The following is a 15,827-nucleotide window of genomic DNA, read 5'->3' as shown; positions in this document are numbered from 1 at the left end:
GGGCGGGGGCGGAGCGGCGGCCGAGCGCGCGCACCCGCGCGACCAGCTCGATGAACACGAACGGCTTGGCCAGGTAGTCGTCGGCCCCCAGGCCGAGGCCCTCCACCTTGTCGTCCACGTCGCCCGAGGCGGTCAGCATCAGGATCCGCGAGGCCGTACGCTGCTCCACCAGGCGCCGGCACACCTCGTCGCCGTGCACCACCGGCAGGTCGCGGTCGAGCACGATCACGTCGTAGTCGATGTAGGAGGTGCGTTCCAGGGCGCCCCCGCCGTCGTAGGCGACGTCCACCGCCATGGCCTCGCGCCGCAGCCCCGTCGCGATCGCGTCGGCGAGCACCCGCTCATCCTCAACAACCAGCACCCGCACGCCAGAACACCTCTCTCCGATTCTGGGCCCTCATTCTGCCCACAGGCTCGATAAGCGCACGGTAAGGCATGTTCAGGGGTCGGTTGACCCCCGGTGTGAGGGTGACGGCGAGAAATTCATGTTTCGGAAGCGGACACGGCGGGGTATGCCTGCGGGACACCCCTTGCCCGGACTTCATCCGGCGTTGGGGGAAACATCGCCCTTACACGGTTCAGACCCCTAGAGAGTAGGTGAGATGGGCGAGTTCACGACCACGATCGAACACCGCCTCGACCAGGCTTACAAGGGCCTTCGTGAGGCCCGTTGCGCCGGCGACGACTACCTCGCCGACACCCTCACCGCCGAGATCGAAGACCTGCGCCGGCTGGCCAACGATCACGGCGTCCCGTTGCCCCGCTAGCTCCACGGGAAACGGCCGGAGCAACGAGGCTCCGGCCGTTCCGTCCATCCGTCCTCCGGCCGTCCCCTGGCCGTCCCCTGGCCGTCGCCTGGTCCTGACGCGGCCTCGGACGACGGCGCGTCAGGCGTCGCGTTCGGGGTTCAGCGGCGCCAGCAGCGCGTGCAACTCCTCGAACAGCCCCTGGGCCGCGCACAACGCGAAGTCGGGGCTGACCGGACGCCCGCCGAGACCTTCGAGCCGGGCACCAGACTCGGTGGCCACCAGCCCGGCCGCCGCGAAGTCCCACTGGTTGACGCCGCGCTCGTAGTAGGCGTCCACCCGGCCCGCGGCCAGCGAGCACAGATCGACGGCGCACGAGCCGCCGCGCCGGATGTCCCGCACGCGGGGCAGCACCTGGGCCACGACCTCGCCCTGCACAGCCCGCCGGGCCTGGAAGTAGCCGAAGCCGGTCGCGACCAGGGCCTGCGCCAGCGGCACCCCCGTGTTGCAGCGCAGCCGCCCGGACCCGAGCCAGGCGCCCTCGCCGCGCACCGCGGTGTAGACCTCGCCGCGCTGCGGCACGTTGACGACCCCGGCCACGACCTCGCCGTTCACCTCGACGGCGATCGACACGGCCCAGTCGGGCAGGCCGTACAGGAAGTTGACGGTGCCGTCGATCGGGTCGACGATCCAGCGCACGCCGGAGTCGCCGCCCTCCTCGCCGCCCTCCTCGCCGAGGATCCGGTCGCCCGGCCGGGCGGCCAGGACGCGCTCGCGGATGAGCTCCTCGGACGCCTTGTCCAGGGCGGTCACCACGTCGGTGGGGCTGGACTTGGTCTCGATCTCGCCGGACATCGTGGGCCGCTTGGCCAGCAGCATGTCGCCGGCCTCGCGGGCGATCTCCTCGGCCAGCCGCAGGAAATCGGCGCCGGTCATGTCGGGGCCGGTCATGTCGGGGAGGGTCATCACGCCACCGAGTCCGGGCGCTTCCACTCCTGGCCGAGCACGTGCCGGCCGAGGAAGGCGAGGACGGTCTCGTACCAGGCGATGATGTTGCCGGGCTTGAGGATCCAGTGGTTCTCGTCGGGGAAGTAGAGGAACTTCGAGTCGACCTCGGTGCGCCGCAGGTCCCACCACAGCCGCAGCGCCTCGCCGATCGGCACCCGGTAGTCCTTGTCGCCGTGGATGACGAGCATCGGGGTGGTGATCTTGTCGAGGGAGTTGTGCGGGGACAGCAGGGAGTAGCGCTCGGCGCCGGGCAGGCCGAACTCGCGCTGCCAGTACATGGAGGCGTCGGTGGTGCCGCCGAACTGGTCGAGGTTCCACAGCGAGGCGTGGGTGACGATGGCCCGGTAGCGGTCGGTGTGACCGGCCAGCCAGTTGGCCATGTAGCCGCCGAACGAGCCGCCCATCGCGGCGATGCGCTCGCTGTCGATGTCGTCCCTGGCCAGGGCGGCGTCCACGATCACGTCGAGGTCGGCCTGGGTGCGCGGGCCCCAGTCGCCCCAGCCGCGGTCGATCATCTCCTGGCCGTAGCCGGTGGACATGCACGGGTCGGGCATGAGGACGGCGTAACCGTGCTGGGCCAGGATCCACGACTGCCAGCGCCACTGCCAGTCGTTCCAGGAGCCGAGCGGGCCGCCGTGGATGAACAGCACGAACGGCGCGGGGCTGGCGGCGGAGGCGCCCTCGGGCAGGGCGAGCCAGCCGCGGATGACGGTGCCGTCGTCGGCGGTGGCGGTGACCTCGGTGAGCGTGCCGGTCACCTCGGGGCGCGGCGCGGGCGAGGGCAGGTCGGCGATCTCGCCGGTGGCGACGTCGATCCTGGCCGGGGCGGGCGCGAGGTTGACGGCGCTGCGCAGGGCGTAGACCCAGCGGCCGTCGGGCGAGGGGTTGAGGGCCAGGTAGGAGGCGTCGTCCTGGGTGAGCCTGGTGGGCTCGCCGTCCAGCGGGACGCGGAAGACCGGGCGGCGGCCCTGATGGTCGGCGGCGATGTAGACGGCCGACGAGTCGGGCGCCCAGTCGACGTCCGCGGCCCACAGGTCGGGCGCGTAGCCGCGGCCCTCGCCGGTGACGAGGTCGGCGATCCACAACTCGCTGCGCGCCGGGACGTCCACGCCGGTGATCCGCTCGCGGGAGCAGACGATCCTGGTGCCGTCGGGGGAGATCGCCAGCGGCCCGGTGAAGTCGTAGGCCGGGTCGGACAGCAGCACACGCCGCTCGCCGGTGGCCACGTCGATGGCGGCCAGGCCGGTGCGCCACTCGCCCCTGGGCAGGTACTCGCGCCAGGTGGTGACCACGGTGGCGCCGTCGGGGGACAGCTCGAACGTGCCCTCGCGCAGCGCGTCGCCCGCGTCGGGGGTCAGGTCGCGCACGTCCTCCAGCCGGTCGCCGCCGAGCCGGGCCGCGAACAGCCTGGGCCGGCCGGGGCCGAGGTCGTGGTCCCAGTACCGCACGGGGTAGCCCTCGTGCAGGATGGCGGAGATCCCGGCCTCCTTGCGGGCCTTACGCTTCTCCTCGTCGGCCGACTCCTCGCCGTCGAGGACGTCGGCGGCGAACACGACCACGTCGCCGGCCGTGCGCACGGAGCCGATGCCGCCGGGCCTGGAGGCCACCTGGCGGGCCTCGCCGCCGGCCCGCGGCAGCAGCCACAGCGCGGGAGTCTCCTCGCCGCCGTCCTTGACGGTCGGGTCAGGGCGGGAGGAGGAGAACAGGACGTCACCCGAGGCGGTGAAGACCGCGGCGGACTCGCCCTTGGTGGAACGCGTCAGCCGGTACGGTTCCCCGTCGAGGGGGACGGCCCAGAGCGCGGTGCCGAACGACTTGCCGTCGGGGTTGAGTGACTGGACGGCGGAGATCAACCTGGACCCGTCCGGCGAGAGCCGGAGGGAGAGGACCCGTGGGATGGCCACATAGTCACGAATGTCGTTGAATGCGCTCACCCGACCGAACCTACCTCGCGGCAGGGACCGGGGACACTCCCGCATAGGGTTGTCACGTGGGAATTTACGACGCCTTGCTGGTCCTGTCTTTCGGCGGCCCGGAGGGTCCCGACGACGTGCTGCCGTTCCTGGAGAACGTCGTTCGCGGGCGTGGCGTGCCGCGCGAGCGCCTGCTCGAAGTGGCCGAGCACTACCAGGGCTTCGGCGGGGTCAGCCCGATCAACCAGCAGAACCGCGACCTGGTCGAGGCGCTGCGCCCGGTCGCCGGAGTGCCGGTCTACTGGGGCAACCGCAACTGGCACCCGTTCGGCGAGGAGACCGTGCGCCGGATGAAGGCCGACGGGATCCGCAAGGCCGCCGTGTTCGCCACGTCCGCGTTCGCGGGCTACTCCAGTTGCCGCCAGTACTACGAGGACATCGCGCGGATCTCCGTCGCGGACGGCCCCGAACTGGTCAAGCTGCGCCACTACGGCGAGCACCCCGGCTTCGTGGAGACCATGGCCGCGCACACGCGGGCGGCGCTGGAGCGGCTCGGCCGCGACGACGCCAGGCTGGTCTTCACCGCGCACAGCATCCCGGTCTCCATGGCCGAGACCGCCGGCCCCGAGGGCGGCCTGTACGAGGCCCAGCTCCGCCGCAGCGCCGAACTGGTCAACCGGGCGCTCGGCCGCACGCAGCCGTGGGACCTCGTGTGGCAGTCGCGCAGCGGCCCGCCGCAGGTGCCGTGGCTGGAGCCGGACGTCTGCGACCACCTGCGCAAGATCGAGGCGCCGGCCGTGGTGCTGGTGCCGATCGGGTTCGTCTCCGACCACATGGAGGTCGTCTACGACCTCGACACCGAGGCCAGGGCGGTGGCGGCGGAGATCGGCCTGCCGCTGGAGCGGGCGGCCACGGCCGGCACGCACCCGCGTTTCGTCCGGATGGTGCGCGAGTTGCTGGAGGAGCCGGAGCCGGTGCCCTGCGCGCTGACCTGCTGCCCGCCGCCCCGCAGGCGTCCTCAGGCGTAGGCGCGCGCGTACGCCTCGGCGATCGACATGACCTTGTTCACGTAGTCCCACGAGTGGTTGTAGAACCAGATCGCCTTGCGCAGCTTCTCGCCGCCCTGCCCGGCCTTGTTGGCGCACAGGTAGTTCGCCGCGCCGGGCACGGCGTCGTACGGGCTCCAGATGTCCTTCTCGCCGTCGCCGTCGCCGTCCACGCCGTAGTGCTTCCAGGTGGCGGGCATGAACTGCATGGGCCCCAGCGCCCCCGCGCTCGACGGCCCGTTGTTGCGGCCGTGCCCGCTCTCCACCTGCCCGATCGCGGCCAGCACCGTCCAGGACAGGCCGGGGCAGCGGGTGGCGGCGGCCTTGTAGAGCTCCAGGTAGCTGCCCGGCCGGCCCACGGTGACCTGCTGCGGCTGCTCCTGGGCCGGCTGCTGCTGCTTCGGGGCGCGGGCGGCGGCGTCGAGCAGGACGACCTGGGCGTCCTTGCCGAGCAGTTTGCGCACGCCGGACTCGCCGATCTTGCCCTCCTTGCCGTGCAGCAGCACCGCGACACCCTGGGCGAACCCCAGCGACCGGCCCAGGTCGGCGCTGACCAGCCCGTCCACGCCGGTCAGCCCGAGCGTGGCCGAGGCCGCCACGCGCAGTCTGGGCCCGCCGTCCACCTGGTACATGGCGCCCAGGATCATGCTGTACTTGCGCATGGTCCGCGCCTCGGCGACCAGTTCGCCCCTGGCCAGCGCGCTCCACACGGCGGGCTGGTCGGCGACCGGCTGCGGCGTCCAGGAGCGGAAGTCGGCCGGGTCCACGGCCAGCAGGTTCAGGCCGGTGCCGGAGACCTTGACCGCGCCGGCGTCCACCACGGTCACCTTCTGCACGTGCCTGAGCCGGGCCAGGCTGAGCCTGGTCTCCTTGGGCACCCCGCCCGCGGCGATGGCCAGCACGCGGGCCGGTGTCGAGGTGACGCCGGGGCCGCCCTCGCCGAAGTCCTTGACGGGCGCGGCCGTGGGCACGATCTGGTCGAGCCGGGGCGCGGCCGAGGGGCTCGGGCTCGCCTGGCGCGTACGGGCTGGTGAGGGCGCCGGTTCCGAGACGCTGCCGAGCAGGTCGTCGTCCAGGATCACCACGACGCCGCCGGCCGCCACGGTGACCGTGAGCACGGCGATGACCATGAGCATGACCGCGCGGAACGTGGGAAGACCGGACACTCGGGACACGTTAACTCACGTGCGCCTTAAACCACTTGCTATCCCGACATAAGTGCGCAATGGTTAGCTGCTTTCGTAAGGGGGAAACAGCGTGGTCGGGCCTTACAAGGGGTTGTTCGAAAGGCCCGGGGTCAAGGCCTTCGTCCTGGCCGGGCTGATCGGCCGGATGCCGATGTCGATGCAGGGCATCGGCATCATCCTGCTGATCTCGACCCTCACCGCCGACTACGCGATCGCCGGCGCGGTCTCGGCCGTCACCAACGTGGCCTTCGCGATCGCCGCCCCCATGTCGGGCCGGCTGGTGGACCGGTTCGGGCAGGGACGGGTGATCCCGCCGTTCGTCGTCGTCAACGCCTTCGCGCTGGCGGCCCTCATGCTGCTCGCCGGAGCGGGCCTGCCCGACTGGACGTTCTACGCGGCCGGGCTGATCGTGGGCGCCACGTCGTTGTCGATCGGCTCGATGGTGCGGGCCCGCTGGTCGGTCCTGTACGGCGGGTCGGGGCGGCTGCACACCGCGTTCTCCTTCGAGTCGGTGGCCGACGAGGTCGTCTTCGTCGCCGGACCCGCGCTGGTCACGGTGCTGGCGACGGTCGTGAACCCGTACGCGGGCCTGATCGTGGCGCTGCTGTGCATGGTGGCCGGTTCGCTGGCGCTGGCGGCCCAGCGGGGCACCCAGCCGCCGGTGCGGGAGGCCAGGCAGACGTCGGGCTCGCCCATCCTCATCCCCGGCGTCGCCATGCTGGCCTGCGTCTCCCTGGCGCTGGGCGCGATCTTCGGCTCGGTCGACCTGACCACGGTGGCCTTCGCGGAGGAGCACGGCGCCAAGGCGGCCTCGGGGTTCCTGCTGGCCACGTTCGCGGGCGGGTCGATGGTGTCGGGGCTCTGGTTCGGCTCCCGGTCCTGGCGGATCTCGCTGCGCGCGCGGTTCGTCCGGGCGCTGGCCCTGTTCATGGTGGGCCTGGTGCCGATCATGTTCATCGACAGCCTGTGGGTGATGGCCGGGGCCCTGTTCCTGGCCGGGTTCGCGATCTCACCGACGCTCATCACGGCCTTCTCGCTCACCGAGCGCCTGGTGCCGCCGGCGCTGCTCACCGAGGGCATGGCGTGGATCTCCACGGCCATCGGGTTCGGCGTGGCGGCGGGCGCGTGGGCCGGCGGGCACATCACGCAGGAGTACGGCTCGTCCAGCGCGTACGTCTTCTCCGTCGCCGCGGCGGCGGTCGCCGTGGTCGTGGGCATCGGAGGTTCGGGTTTGCTGAGACTTCCCGAGGCTGCTTCACCCTCGGAGAGCTGATCCGCTACGGTCGGGAGATCCCTCGCAACACCCATCACACCGGAAGCATTAGTTATGTCCCGACAAATCAGTTCACTTCTAGCTATCGCCGCTGTTTGCGTGACGCTTGCCCCGGCGCCGGCCTTCGCCCAGGCCCCGAAGAAGGAGCCCGTCGACTGCTCGCAGGTCAAGTGCATCGCGCTGACCTTCGATGACGGGCCGGGCAAGTACGCGGGAACGCTGCTCGACACGCTCAAAAAGCACAACGCGAAGGCGACGTTCTTCCTTGAGGGCCAGTACGTGAAGAGCCGCCCCTCCTACGTCAAGCGCATGGCCGCCGAGGGCCACGAGCTCGGCAACCACAGCTACAGCCACCCCGACTTCACCAAGAGCGAAGCCGGGACGATCAAGAGCGAGATCAAGAAGACCCAGGACGCGGTGAAGAAGGCGGCGGGCGTCGAGCCCAAGCTGCTGCGCCCGCCGTACGGGCTGGCCGACCTCCAGGTCTCCGACATCGCCGCCGAGTTCGGCATGCCGATGATCCTGTGGACCGCCGGCTCGCAGGACTGGAGCACCAAGAACGTCGAGGCCATCCAGAAGCAGACCCTGGCGGTGGCCAAGCCGAACGGCATCATCCTCATGCACGACTGGGTGAAGCAGACGGTGGACGGCATGCCCTCACTGATCAAGACCCTGCAGAACAAGGGTTACCACCTGGTCACGGTCTCCGACGTGATCAAGGGCGAGAGCCTGGAGCCGGGCGACATCTACCCCGTTCCCGAGGGCTGGGAGAAGTGAGTATCGTTCACGTTTAGTCGGAACGATGCTCTGGAGGGGGTGCCCATGACCTTCGTCAACTGGGCGCGCAACCAGTCGGGCACCCCCGCCGAGGTGCGCGTCCCGTCCTCCGTCGAGGACGTCGCGCGCGCCGTCCAGGACGCCGCCGCCTCCGGACGGCGGGTCCGCATGGTGGGCACCGGCCACTCCTTCACCGGGGCCGCCCTCACCGACGGCATCATGCTGCGGCCCGGCGCGCTCACCGGGATCAGGTCACGGGACGACGACCGCGTCACCGTGCTGGCCGGCACCCCGCTGCGGGTGCTGAACGAACAACTCGCCGGGCACGGCCTGGCCCTGGCGAACATGGGCGACATCACCGAGCAGACCGTCGCGGGCGCCATCCAGACCGGCACCCACGGCACCGGACGCGACAGCGGCGGCCTCGCCGACCAGGTCGTGGAGCTGGAACTGGTGCTGGCCGACGGCTCGGTGGCCACCGTCTCGCCCGGACAGGAACTGTTCGACGCGGCCCGGGTGGGACTGGGCGCGCTCGGCGTCCTGACGGCCGTCACCCTGCGGGTCGAACCCGCGTTCCTGCTGCACAACCGGCGGCGCCGGCTCCCCCTCGGCGACATCGTCGGCTCACTCGACGAGTTGACCTCCGCCAACGAGCACCTCGACTTCTTCTGGCTGCCGCACACCGAGGCGTGCCTGGTCAAGACCAACAACCGCAGCCCCGGACCGGCCCGCCCCCCGGCCGCCTTCCGCCGCTGGCTGGACACCGTCTTCCTGGAGAACACCGTCTTCGGCGCGGCCTGCGCGCTCGGCGCCCGCCTGCCCGGCCTGATCCCGCGGATCAACACGCTCAGCGCGGCGGCGCTCGGGGAGTCGGAGTCGGTGGACGTGTCGTACCGGGCGTTCACCGCGCGGCGGGACGTGCGCTTCCTGGAGATGGAGTACGCCGTACCGCGCGAATGCCTGGCCCAGGCGCTGCGCGAGACGCGCGACCTGGTCGAGCGGATGGACTGGAAGATCACCTTCCCGGTGGAGGTGCGGGTGACGCCGCCCAGCGACGCGTGGCTGTCCACCGCGTACGGCCGGCCGTCGGCGTACGTCGCCTGCCACGTCTACCGGCCGACGCCCAACCCCGAGTACTTCGAGGGCGTCGAGGAGATCATGACCCGCCTGGACGGCCGTCCCCACTGGGGCAAGCTGCACACCCGCGACGCCGCCTACCTGGGCAAGGTGTATCCGCGGTTCGCCGACTTCGTCGCCCTGCGCGACCGCCTCGACCCCGATCGCCTGTTCACCAACGCCTACCTGGACACCGTCCTGGGATGAGCCGGATCAGCCGGGCGGCGTGACCTGCTCCGGCTGCGACGGCTCCTGCTCCCCCGCGTCGGGCTCCTCCGACGTGGGCGGCGGCGCGCTGGGCGTGCCCTCCTGCGACGGCTCCACCGAACCCGACGGCGTGGGCGTCGGCTCCGGCGTGGGGCGCGCGGTCGGCGTCCGGCTCGGCGTCGGGACCGGGCTCGGGGACGGACCGGGCGTGACCCCGGCGGTGGTGTCCGGCACGGGGGAGGCGGGCTCCTGCCGCTGCTCCGGCGTCCACGTCGGGACCGTGGCCCGCTCCCGATCCTGGTCCCGGTCCTGCTCGCGCTTGCGCGCCTCGGCCGGGGTCTTGCCGGTGACCTGCTCGTGCACGGTCTGCTGGGCCAGCGCCTGGTAGGCCAGGATGCTGCCCATGCTCACCCCGAACACGAGCACCGTCGCCGCGCCGAGCCGCACCCACGGCAGCCGCCGCCGGACGGCGGGCAGCACCAGCGTGGCGTCGTCGTCCGCGCGCTCGTCCGCCTCCGGCTCCTGCCGCTCCTCGCGGCGCGTCATCCGCGGGGTGTGCTGCTTGACCCGCTCCCCCGTCTGCTTGAGATAGTGCGTGTAGACGGACGTGGCGATCGTGCTGGCGACGCTGACCACCGCCGCCCCGATCACGGTGCCCGCCACGCCGAGGTACGACGCCGCCACCGCCGCGGTCACCGCGGCCAGGGCGCTGCCGAGAATCTGCGGCATGCTCAGCTCGAACTTCCGCTGCTCGCCGCTCATCCCCGGATCATTCCTTCCTTGCCCCGCGTTCGGTAAAGAGCTGTCTCGTGAATAGACGCGAGCGCGTGTCGTGTTGTTCCTGTGAGCTGCGTGACAGGCATCCTTGCCACTCGTGCCCCGACGACTCGGCCTGCCCTCCGTATATCTCGCCGCGGCCGTGGCAACGGCCGCCACGACCGCCGTCCCTCTCGCCATGACGCCCGCCGCGGGGCTCGCCGTGCATCGAGCCCATGCCGAACCCGCCCGCCCGTACATCGTCACCGCCCGTAACCGGGAGGCCGCCCGCGACCTCGTCGGCGAGGTGCGCTGGCGGGTGGCCCGGTACTACACGTCCGCGTTGCCGGGCTTCGCCACCTTCCTCACTCCCACCGAGCTCGACGAGCTGCGCGCCGACTCGCGCGTCCGCACGATCGAGCCGGACCGCGAGATCCATTCCATGGCCGTCCGCGCGCCGCAGCGCCCGCGCGCGGCGCGGGGCGGCGCGGGCGTCACCATGTACGTCCTGGACAGCGGCGTCGCGACCCGCCGGACCAGGTTCGGCGACCGGGTCTGGCGCGCCTTCGACGCCACCGGCGGCACCGGCCGCGCCTGCGGCCGGCACGGCACCCGCGTCGCCGCCCGCGCCCACCACGCCGCGCCGAAGGCGCAGATCGCCTCCGTGCGGGTGCTCGGCTGCGGCGGCGCCGGCACGCTCGCCGACGTGCTGGCGGGCCTCGACTGGATCCACCGCCACGCCCGTGGCCCGTCGGTCGCGAACCTGTCCCTCGACGGCGCCGACTCCCCCGCCCTGACCAGGGCTTCCCGGTCCCTGATGCGCACGGGCGTGTTCGTCGTCGGCGCCGCCGACGGCGAGCCCTGCAGACTCTCCCCGGACGGCCGGGCGTTCTCCGCGCACGCCCCGCACCTAGCCGGGGCCGCCGCCCGTCACCTCGGACGCCACCCGGACACCGACCCCTCCGCCCTTTCCGCCTGGCTGGAGTGCACAACGGCCCGGAGCGCGATTCGCCAGAACCCGTCGAGGCCACATAACCTCCTGGTACGCAACGGCGGGCTCTAGAGGGATGGATTCCACAAATGTGACCGGCGTCACATCGTCGCTGGGCTATCCGAGCAAGGCGATGTTCGGACATGCCGGGTACGGTGCTGGCAGGCAACCGGCACACGCGAGAGACTCAAGGGTCCGGGGGAAGAATGGCGACGCTGACGAAGGGACTCGCATGCAGGAGCTCCGACTCGTCGCGGTGAGTGAGGACGGCACCTACCTCGTGCTGGCTACTGCCGGACGAGGTACGCGCTTCACGCTTCCCGTGGACGACCGGCTCCGTGCTGCCGTCCGCGGCAACTTCTCCCGTCTCGGCCAGTACGAGATCGAAGTGGAGAGTCCGTTGCGCCCCAAGGAGATCCAGGCCCGCATCCGAGCCGGAGAGACGGCGGAGGAGATCGCCGCGACCGCCGGCATCCCGGTCGAGCGTGTCCGCTGGTTCGAGGGCCCTGTGCTCCAGGAACGGGAGTACGTCGCCCAGCAGGCGCAACGCGTCGCCGTGCGGATGCCGGGCGAGTCCGCGCCCGGGCCCACCCTGGGCGACCTCGTCGCCGAGCGGCTGACCAGGCGCGGCGTGCCCACCGACGAGATCGACTGGGACTCCGCCAAGCGCGACGACGGCCTGTGGCGGGTCAAGCTCGGCTACGTCTGGAACGGTCACACCCGCCACGCCGAATGGCTCTTCGACCCGCGCAAGCGGCACGTCACCCCGCACGGCGACGAGGCCCTGCGCCTGTCGGCCGCCGACTTCGACCCCAACCCCGCCGTGGTGGAGGACACCACGGTGACACCGTTCGCGCCGCGGGTGGCCAAGCTGCAGCCGGTGCCGCCGCTCTCGTCCGAGACGCTGCCGTTCCCCTCCGTGCTACGGGGCGAACCCGGGGAGCCGGCGGTCGGCTACCCGCCGCCCAGGTCCGAGCCGGCCTTCACGCCGACGCGCGAGGCGCACTCCTACGAGCCTCCTGTCAGGGAGGAGCCGCCGTCCCGCGAGCCCTACCGGCCTGAAACGCCGGCCCGCGAAACCGGTTATGCCCGTCCCGGCGACAGTTCGTCCCGCCGTGGCGGGTCTTCGCCGTGGCTGCCCGACTTCAGTGCCGGGCGCGGGGAGGGTGCCGGGCGCGGGGAGAGCGAGTCCATCTACGCGCCGGCCGGCCCGCCTGCGGCCCGTCCCGACATGCGGCCGACCGCCCGTCCGGACGCCCGGCCCGACAGTCGGCCCGAGGCGCGTCCTGACGGTTCGCCGGCGTCGCGGCCGGTTGCCGAGGCGCCGGTGGTGCAGGATCGTCCGGTCGCATCGCCCGGCGGTGGTCCCGTTCATGAGCGTGGTGCCGAGGGGCAGCACGTCGCGCAGGCCCAGCCGTCCGCGCCGCCTGCCGAGCCGATCGACCGGCCCGCTGGTCAGCCCGTTACGCAGAGCGGTGATGGGGTCGCCGCGTCCGCCGAGCGGCCCGAGGAGCGGGCCGTCGTTCAGCCTGTGGAGCGGGCCGTGGTGGAGGCCGCTGACCGGCCGTCCGCACCGCCCGCCGACCAGCCTGTGCCCACGGCGGCGCCCGCTGCCGAGGTCGTGGTGTCCAGTGCGCCCGATGTCCGGGAGCCCGCCGCCGACGCGCCGGTGGTCGCCGATGCCGTGACCGACCCGGTTGGCGACCCGGTTGGCGACCCGGTTGGCGGTACCACCACGGATGCGGTGACCGGCGCAGCGGCCGACACGGTGTCCGACACGGTGTCCGACACGGCGGCCGGCTCGGTGGAGTCGGGTGCCGAGGCGAAGGCGAGCACGCCGGAGGCGGCTGCCACGCCTGTTCCCGTCACCGCGCCGACGCCTGTCGCCCCGGCGCAGCCTGTCTCCGCAGCCGCCACCACGCCGGAGCCCGCTGCCACGGGAACCGTCGCGCCGGTCCCGGTGGCCCAGCCCTCCGCTCAGGCGGAGGAGCCTGCGGTCGCGGCCAGCTCGTCCGCTGCGCAGGACACGAGTGCGGCAGACGTCAAGGAGCCGGAGGTGGCGGACGCACCCGCCGCGCAGGCCGACGACTCCAAGACCGAGCCCGTCGCGAACGCGGAACCGGTAGCTCAGCCCGAGCCCACGGTGGTCTCCGAGCCTGCGGCCATGGCGGAACCCGTCGAGCCGGCGGAGACCGTCGCGGCCGATGGTCCCGCCACCGCCCAAGCGTCCGCCTCGGGGTCCACGCGTGTCCCGGAACCGGCGAAGGTCGAGGAATCCGCGCGGGCCGTGGAAGCCGTCCGAACCGTCGAAGCCACACCGGCCGTGGAACCCGCGAAGCCCGCGCAGGCCGTGGAGTCGGCGCAGGCCGCCGCCGAGGCGGCACCGGCGACCGACCGGTCCGCCGCCGAGAGCGCGCCGGCCGACCAGCCCGCCGCCGAGACGGCACCGGCCGCGACCGAACGGCCCGCCGAGACGGCACCCGCTGTGGCTGACCAGCCCGCTGCGGAGGCGGCGCCGGTTTCGGCCGGGGAGCCTGTCTCCGAGACAGCGCCGACCGACTCCGAGCAGGCGACGACGTCCGAGCCGGTGGAGGCTGCCGAGCCCGAACCGGCGACTTCCGAACCGGTGGTCACCGAGCCGGCAGCCGCTGCGAAGCCTGCCGTCCCGGAGCCGACACCGGCACCGGCACCGGTCGCGGAGAAGCTGGCCGCGGCCGAGAAGAAGGCGGTTCAGCCGGAGCCCGTACGGGAGACGAAGCCGCCCGCGCCCCAGCCCAAGCCGAAGCCCGCTCCCGCGGTGCCCGCGGCGCGGGCGGGCAAGGACCAGGGCAAGGACGAGCCGCCCGTGCCGGTGCCGTCCCCGCCGCCCGCTCCGGCGGCGCGGCCGGCGCGCAAGGGTTCGAGGGGCCGCCGGGCCTCCGTGCCGACCTGGGACGAGATCATGTTCGGCGCCCGCCGCCAGGACTGACGGGAGTTCGCAGAGCACCGGGTCCGCCGGCCGGGAAAACCCTCCACGGCCGGGCCCTGCGCTCAGCAGTCCCTGCGGAACCCCCTCGTCTCAGGCTCCGTCGCGCTCCAGGAACGGCGCCAGCCACTCCGGCGTCACCTCGGCCGCGAACCGTGCCCCCTGGGTCTCGGCGACGTCGATCGCCGAGTAACCCCCCTTGCCGGCCCCGACGCCGGCGGTCAGGGTGAGCACTCCGGCCTGCCGCTGGAACCACGTCTGCCGCAGCCGCCACCCCACCACGGCACGGCGCTCGATCACGGCCTGGGCGCGCCGCAGCGACCCCGACCGCACCGACAGGCGTCGCCCGTCGTAGCCGTGCCCGAGCGAGGCGTACCGGTCGAGGCCCAGGGGCACGCCGGCGACCGTCATGAGCACCGTCAGCACCAGCAGGACCCACCAGAAGAACCCTCCGGTGGCCCAGAGGGCGGCGGCGAGGACGGCGGACAGCACGAGCCACGGAAAGACCGAACGGAACAGGCGGCGTCTGCGCGCCACGGGCGGGTGGGGGCGGAGCGGGGCGTCGTAGGGGCCGATGGCGTCGCCGGTCACCTGGAAGGCCACCCGGCGCGGGACGTCGGGCAGGAGTTGCCCGCGCGTCTCGGAGTCGCCGAGCCCGGTCACGATGGCCCAGGCGCGTACGACCCCGGCCCAGCGTTCGGCCAGGCCGTCCACGATCTCGTAGCCGCGTACCCGCTGCGACTCCAGCGACACACTGCGCCGGTTGATCAGCCCGCGCTCGGCCACCAGGTAGCCGTCGCGGCGTTTGAGCACGAAGCCCCAGTTGAAGATCGCGTACATGAGCCCGCCCGCGAACGGCATCGCCAGCACGAGCAGCGCCGCGACGGCGAGCAGGAGGTAGGGGTGGGCCCAGAGCCATTCGCCCGCGCTGAGCGCGTCGTCCTGGCTGAGCCCCAGGTTGTCGCCCCACTGGAAGGCCAGCCCGATGGCGCCGCCGATGAAGGCGAACGGGGTGAGCAGGTACGCGCCGGACAGCGGCCCGTACAGCAGCCATCTGCGTGGCACGCGGATGATCGGCTGCTCCTTGGGACGGGCGGCGGTGTCGGGAGCGTGCGCGGGCGCGGGCTCGGGCGCACTGCGCAGCAGGACGGCTCTGAGGCGTTCGGCCTCGTGCCGGGTGACGCCGGCGAGCTTGGCCTCCTCCTCGCCGCCGCTCGCGCCGGTGTCGATCTTGAGGATGGTCAGGCCGAGCAGCCGGTGCAGGGGCGGGGTGGAGATGTCGACGCCGCGGATGCGTTCGAGCGGGATGGTGCGGACGGAGCGGCTGATCAGCGAGCGCTTGGTCTCCAGGCGGTCGCCGACGATCTCGTACGTGTACGTGGCCCATCTGACGGTCGCGAACACCACGGTGGCCAGGACGCCCACGGCCGCGTAGGCGTACGAGCGGGCCGAGAAACCCCCCACGAACAGCACCCCGACCAGGGGAAGCAGGAGGGACGGCAACATCCGCACCGGGTCGATGAGCAGCACCTTCGGGCTGAGCCGCTGAGGCGCCCGCCGCACGGGCGGCGGCCCGTGGAACGGCCCCGGAGGCAGACCGGGGCCGTGGCCCGGGACGGAGCCATGGGGCCAGGCAGGGTCGGGGGGCGAGCCGGGACCGTCAGCCGAACCGGAGCCGTGATGCGGGCCGGGCAGCGAGTCGGGGCCCTGGGCCGCGCTGGAGCCGGGGCGTTGGGCCGAACCGGGGTCCTGGGGCCGGTCAGCACCCTGGGCCGCGCTGGAGCCAGGGTCTTGGGGTGAACCGGGGCCGTGAAGTGGGCTCGGGCCGAGGGGCCGGCCGGG

General features: G+C 72.7%; 13 protein-coding genes. 7 read left to right on the top strand and 6 right to left on the bottom strand.

Annotated features, from left to right (window positions below):
* The coding region (locus tag FAF44_RS44845; protein WP_237109552.1) for a response regulator at positions 1-367 on the bottom strand (367 nt) is incomplete at its 3' end.
* A gap of 235 nt (positions 368-602) precedes the next feature.
* Here FAF44_RS44845 and FAF44_RS44840 point away from each other — a divergent pair.
* Positions 603-767, top strand: a complete 165-nt coding sequence (locus FAF44_RS44840; protein WP_237109551.1) for a hypothetical protein — start codon at positions 603-605, stop codon at positions 765-767.
* A 120-nt stretch (positions 768-887) separates the two neighbouring features.
* Here the strand turns inward: FAF44_RS44840 and FAF44_RS44835 are convergent, their stop codons facing one another.
* Together FAF44_RS44835 and FAF44_RS44830 are read right to left on the bottom strand one after the other, a co-directional pair.
* Positions 888-1,712: an inositol monophosphatase family protein gene (locus FAF44_RS44835; protein WP_237109550.1), complete on the bottom strand. Its 825-nt coding sequence runs from the start codon at positions 1,710-1,712 to the stop codon at positions 888-890.
* Entirely contained in the window at positions 1,712-3,733 is a 2,022-nt protein-coding gene (locus FAF44_RS44830) for a S9 family peptidase (RefSeq protein ID WP_237109549.1), read from the bottom strand. Before FAF44_RS44830 ends, FAF44_RS44835 begins: the two co-directional genes overlap by 1 nt.
* Before the next feature lie 11 nt (positions 3,734-3,744).
* On the opposite strand from FAF44_RS44830, the gene FAF44_RS44825 reads away from it, so the two are divergent.
* Entirely contained in the window at positions 3,745-4,695 is a 951-nt protein-coding gene (locus tag FAF44_RS44825) for a ferrochelatase (protein ID WP_237109548.1), read from the top strand.
* On the opposite strand, the gene FAF44_RS44820 is transcribed toward FAF44_RS44825, so the two are convergent.
* A complete protein-coding gene (locus FAF44_RS44820) occupies positions 4,686-5,879 on the bottom strand; it encodes a lytic transglycosylase domain-containing protein (RefSeq protein ID WP_237109547.1) in 1,194 nt (397 codons plus the stop codon). The genes FAF44_RS44825 and FAF44_RS44820 overlap by 10 nt on opposite strands.
* A gap of 91 nt (positions 5,880-5,970) precedes the next feature.
* Between FAF44_RS44820 and FAF44_RS44815 the strand changes: the two genes are divergently transcribed.
* The 3 genes from FAF44_RS44815 to FAF44_RS44805 all read left to right on the top strand — a co-directional run bounded on the left by FAF44_RS44815 (position 5,971) and on the right by FAF44_RS44805 (position 9,273).
* Positions 5,971-7,173 (top strand): MFS transporter, encoded by a 1,203-nt coding sequence (locus FAF44_RS44815; RefSeq protein WP_237109546.1) that lies wholly within the window; start codon positions 5,971-5,973, stop codon positions 7,171-7,173.
* 99 nt (positions 7,174-7,272) lie between these two features.
* Positions 7,273-7,950, top strand: coding sequence for a polysaccharide deacetylase family protein (locus FAF44_RS44810; RefSeq protein WP_237109545.1), 678 nt, complete (start codon positions 7,273-7,275; stop codon positions 7,948-7,950).
* Between the two features lie 45 nt (positions 7,951-7,995).
* Positions 7,996-9,273: a D-arabinono-1,4-lactone oxidase gene (locus FAF44_RS44805; RefSeq protein WP_237109544.1), complete on the top strand. Its 1,278-nt coding sequence runs from the start codon at positions 7,996-7,998 to the stop codon at positions 9,271-9,273.
* A gap of 6 nt (positions 9,274-9,279) precedes the next feature.
* On the opposite strand, the gene FAF44_RS44800 is transcribed toward FAF44_RS44805, so the two are convergent.
* A complete protein-coding gene (locus tag FAF44_RS44800; protein ID WP_237109543.1) occupies positions 9,280-10,035 on the bottom strand; it encodes a hypothetical protein in 756 nt (251 codons plus the stop codon).
* A gap of 112 nt (positions 10,036-10,147) precedes the next feature.
* Here FAF44_RS44800 and FAF44_RS44795 point away from each other — a divergent pair, with 112 nt between their 5' ends.
* Complete coding sequence (locus FAF44_RS44795) at positions 10,148-11,092, top strand: S8 family serine peptidase (protein WP_237109542.1); 945 nt, start codon at positions 10,148-10,150, stop codon at positions 11,090-11,092.
* Positions 11,093-11,252: 160 nt separating this feature from the next.
* Positions 11,253-13,988 (top strand): septation protein SepH, encoded by a 2,736-nt coding sequence (gene sepH, locus FAF44_RS55370; RefSeq protein ID WP_272895896.1) that lies wholly within the window; start codon positions 11,253-11,255, stop codon positions 13,986-13,988.
* 90 nt (positions 13,989-14,078) lie between these two features.
* Here the strand turns inward: sepH and FAF44_RS44785 are convergent, their stop codons facing one another.
* On the bottom strand, positions 14,079-15,548 hold the full coding sequence (locus tag FAF44_RS44785) for a PH domain-containing protein (RefSeq protein ID WP_237109541.1): 1,470 nt from the start codon (positions 15,546-15,548) through the stop codon (positions 14,079-14,081).
* Positions 15,549-15,827: the final 279 nt, after the last annotated feature.

The organism is Nonomuraea sp. MG754425, from assembly GCF_021699195.1.
In the GTDB taxonomy this organism is placed as follows: domain Bacteria; phylum Actinomycetota; class Actinomycetes; order Streptosporangiales; family Streptosporangiaceae; genus Nonomuraea.
Note: the sequence above shows the minus strand (reverse complement) of the source record. Positions and strands in the feature narration are given on the sequence as shown.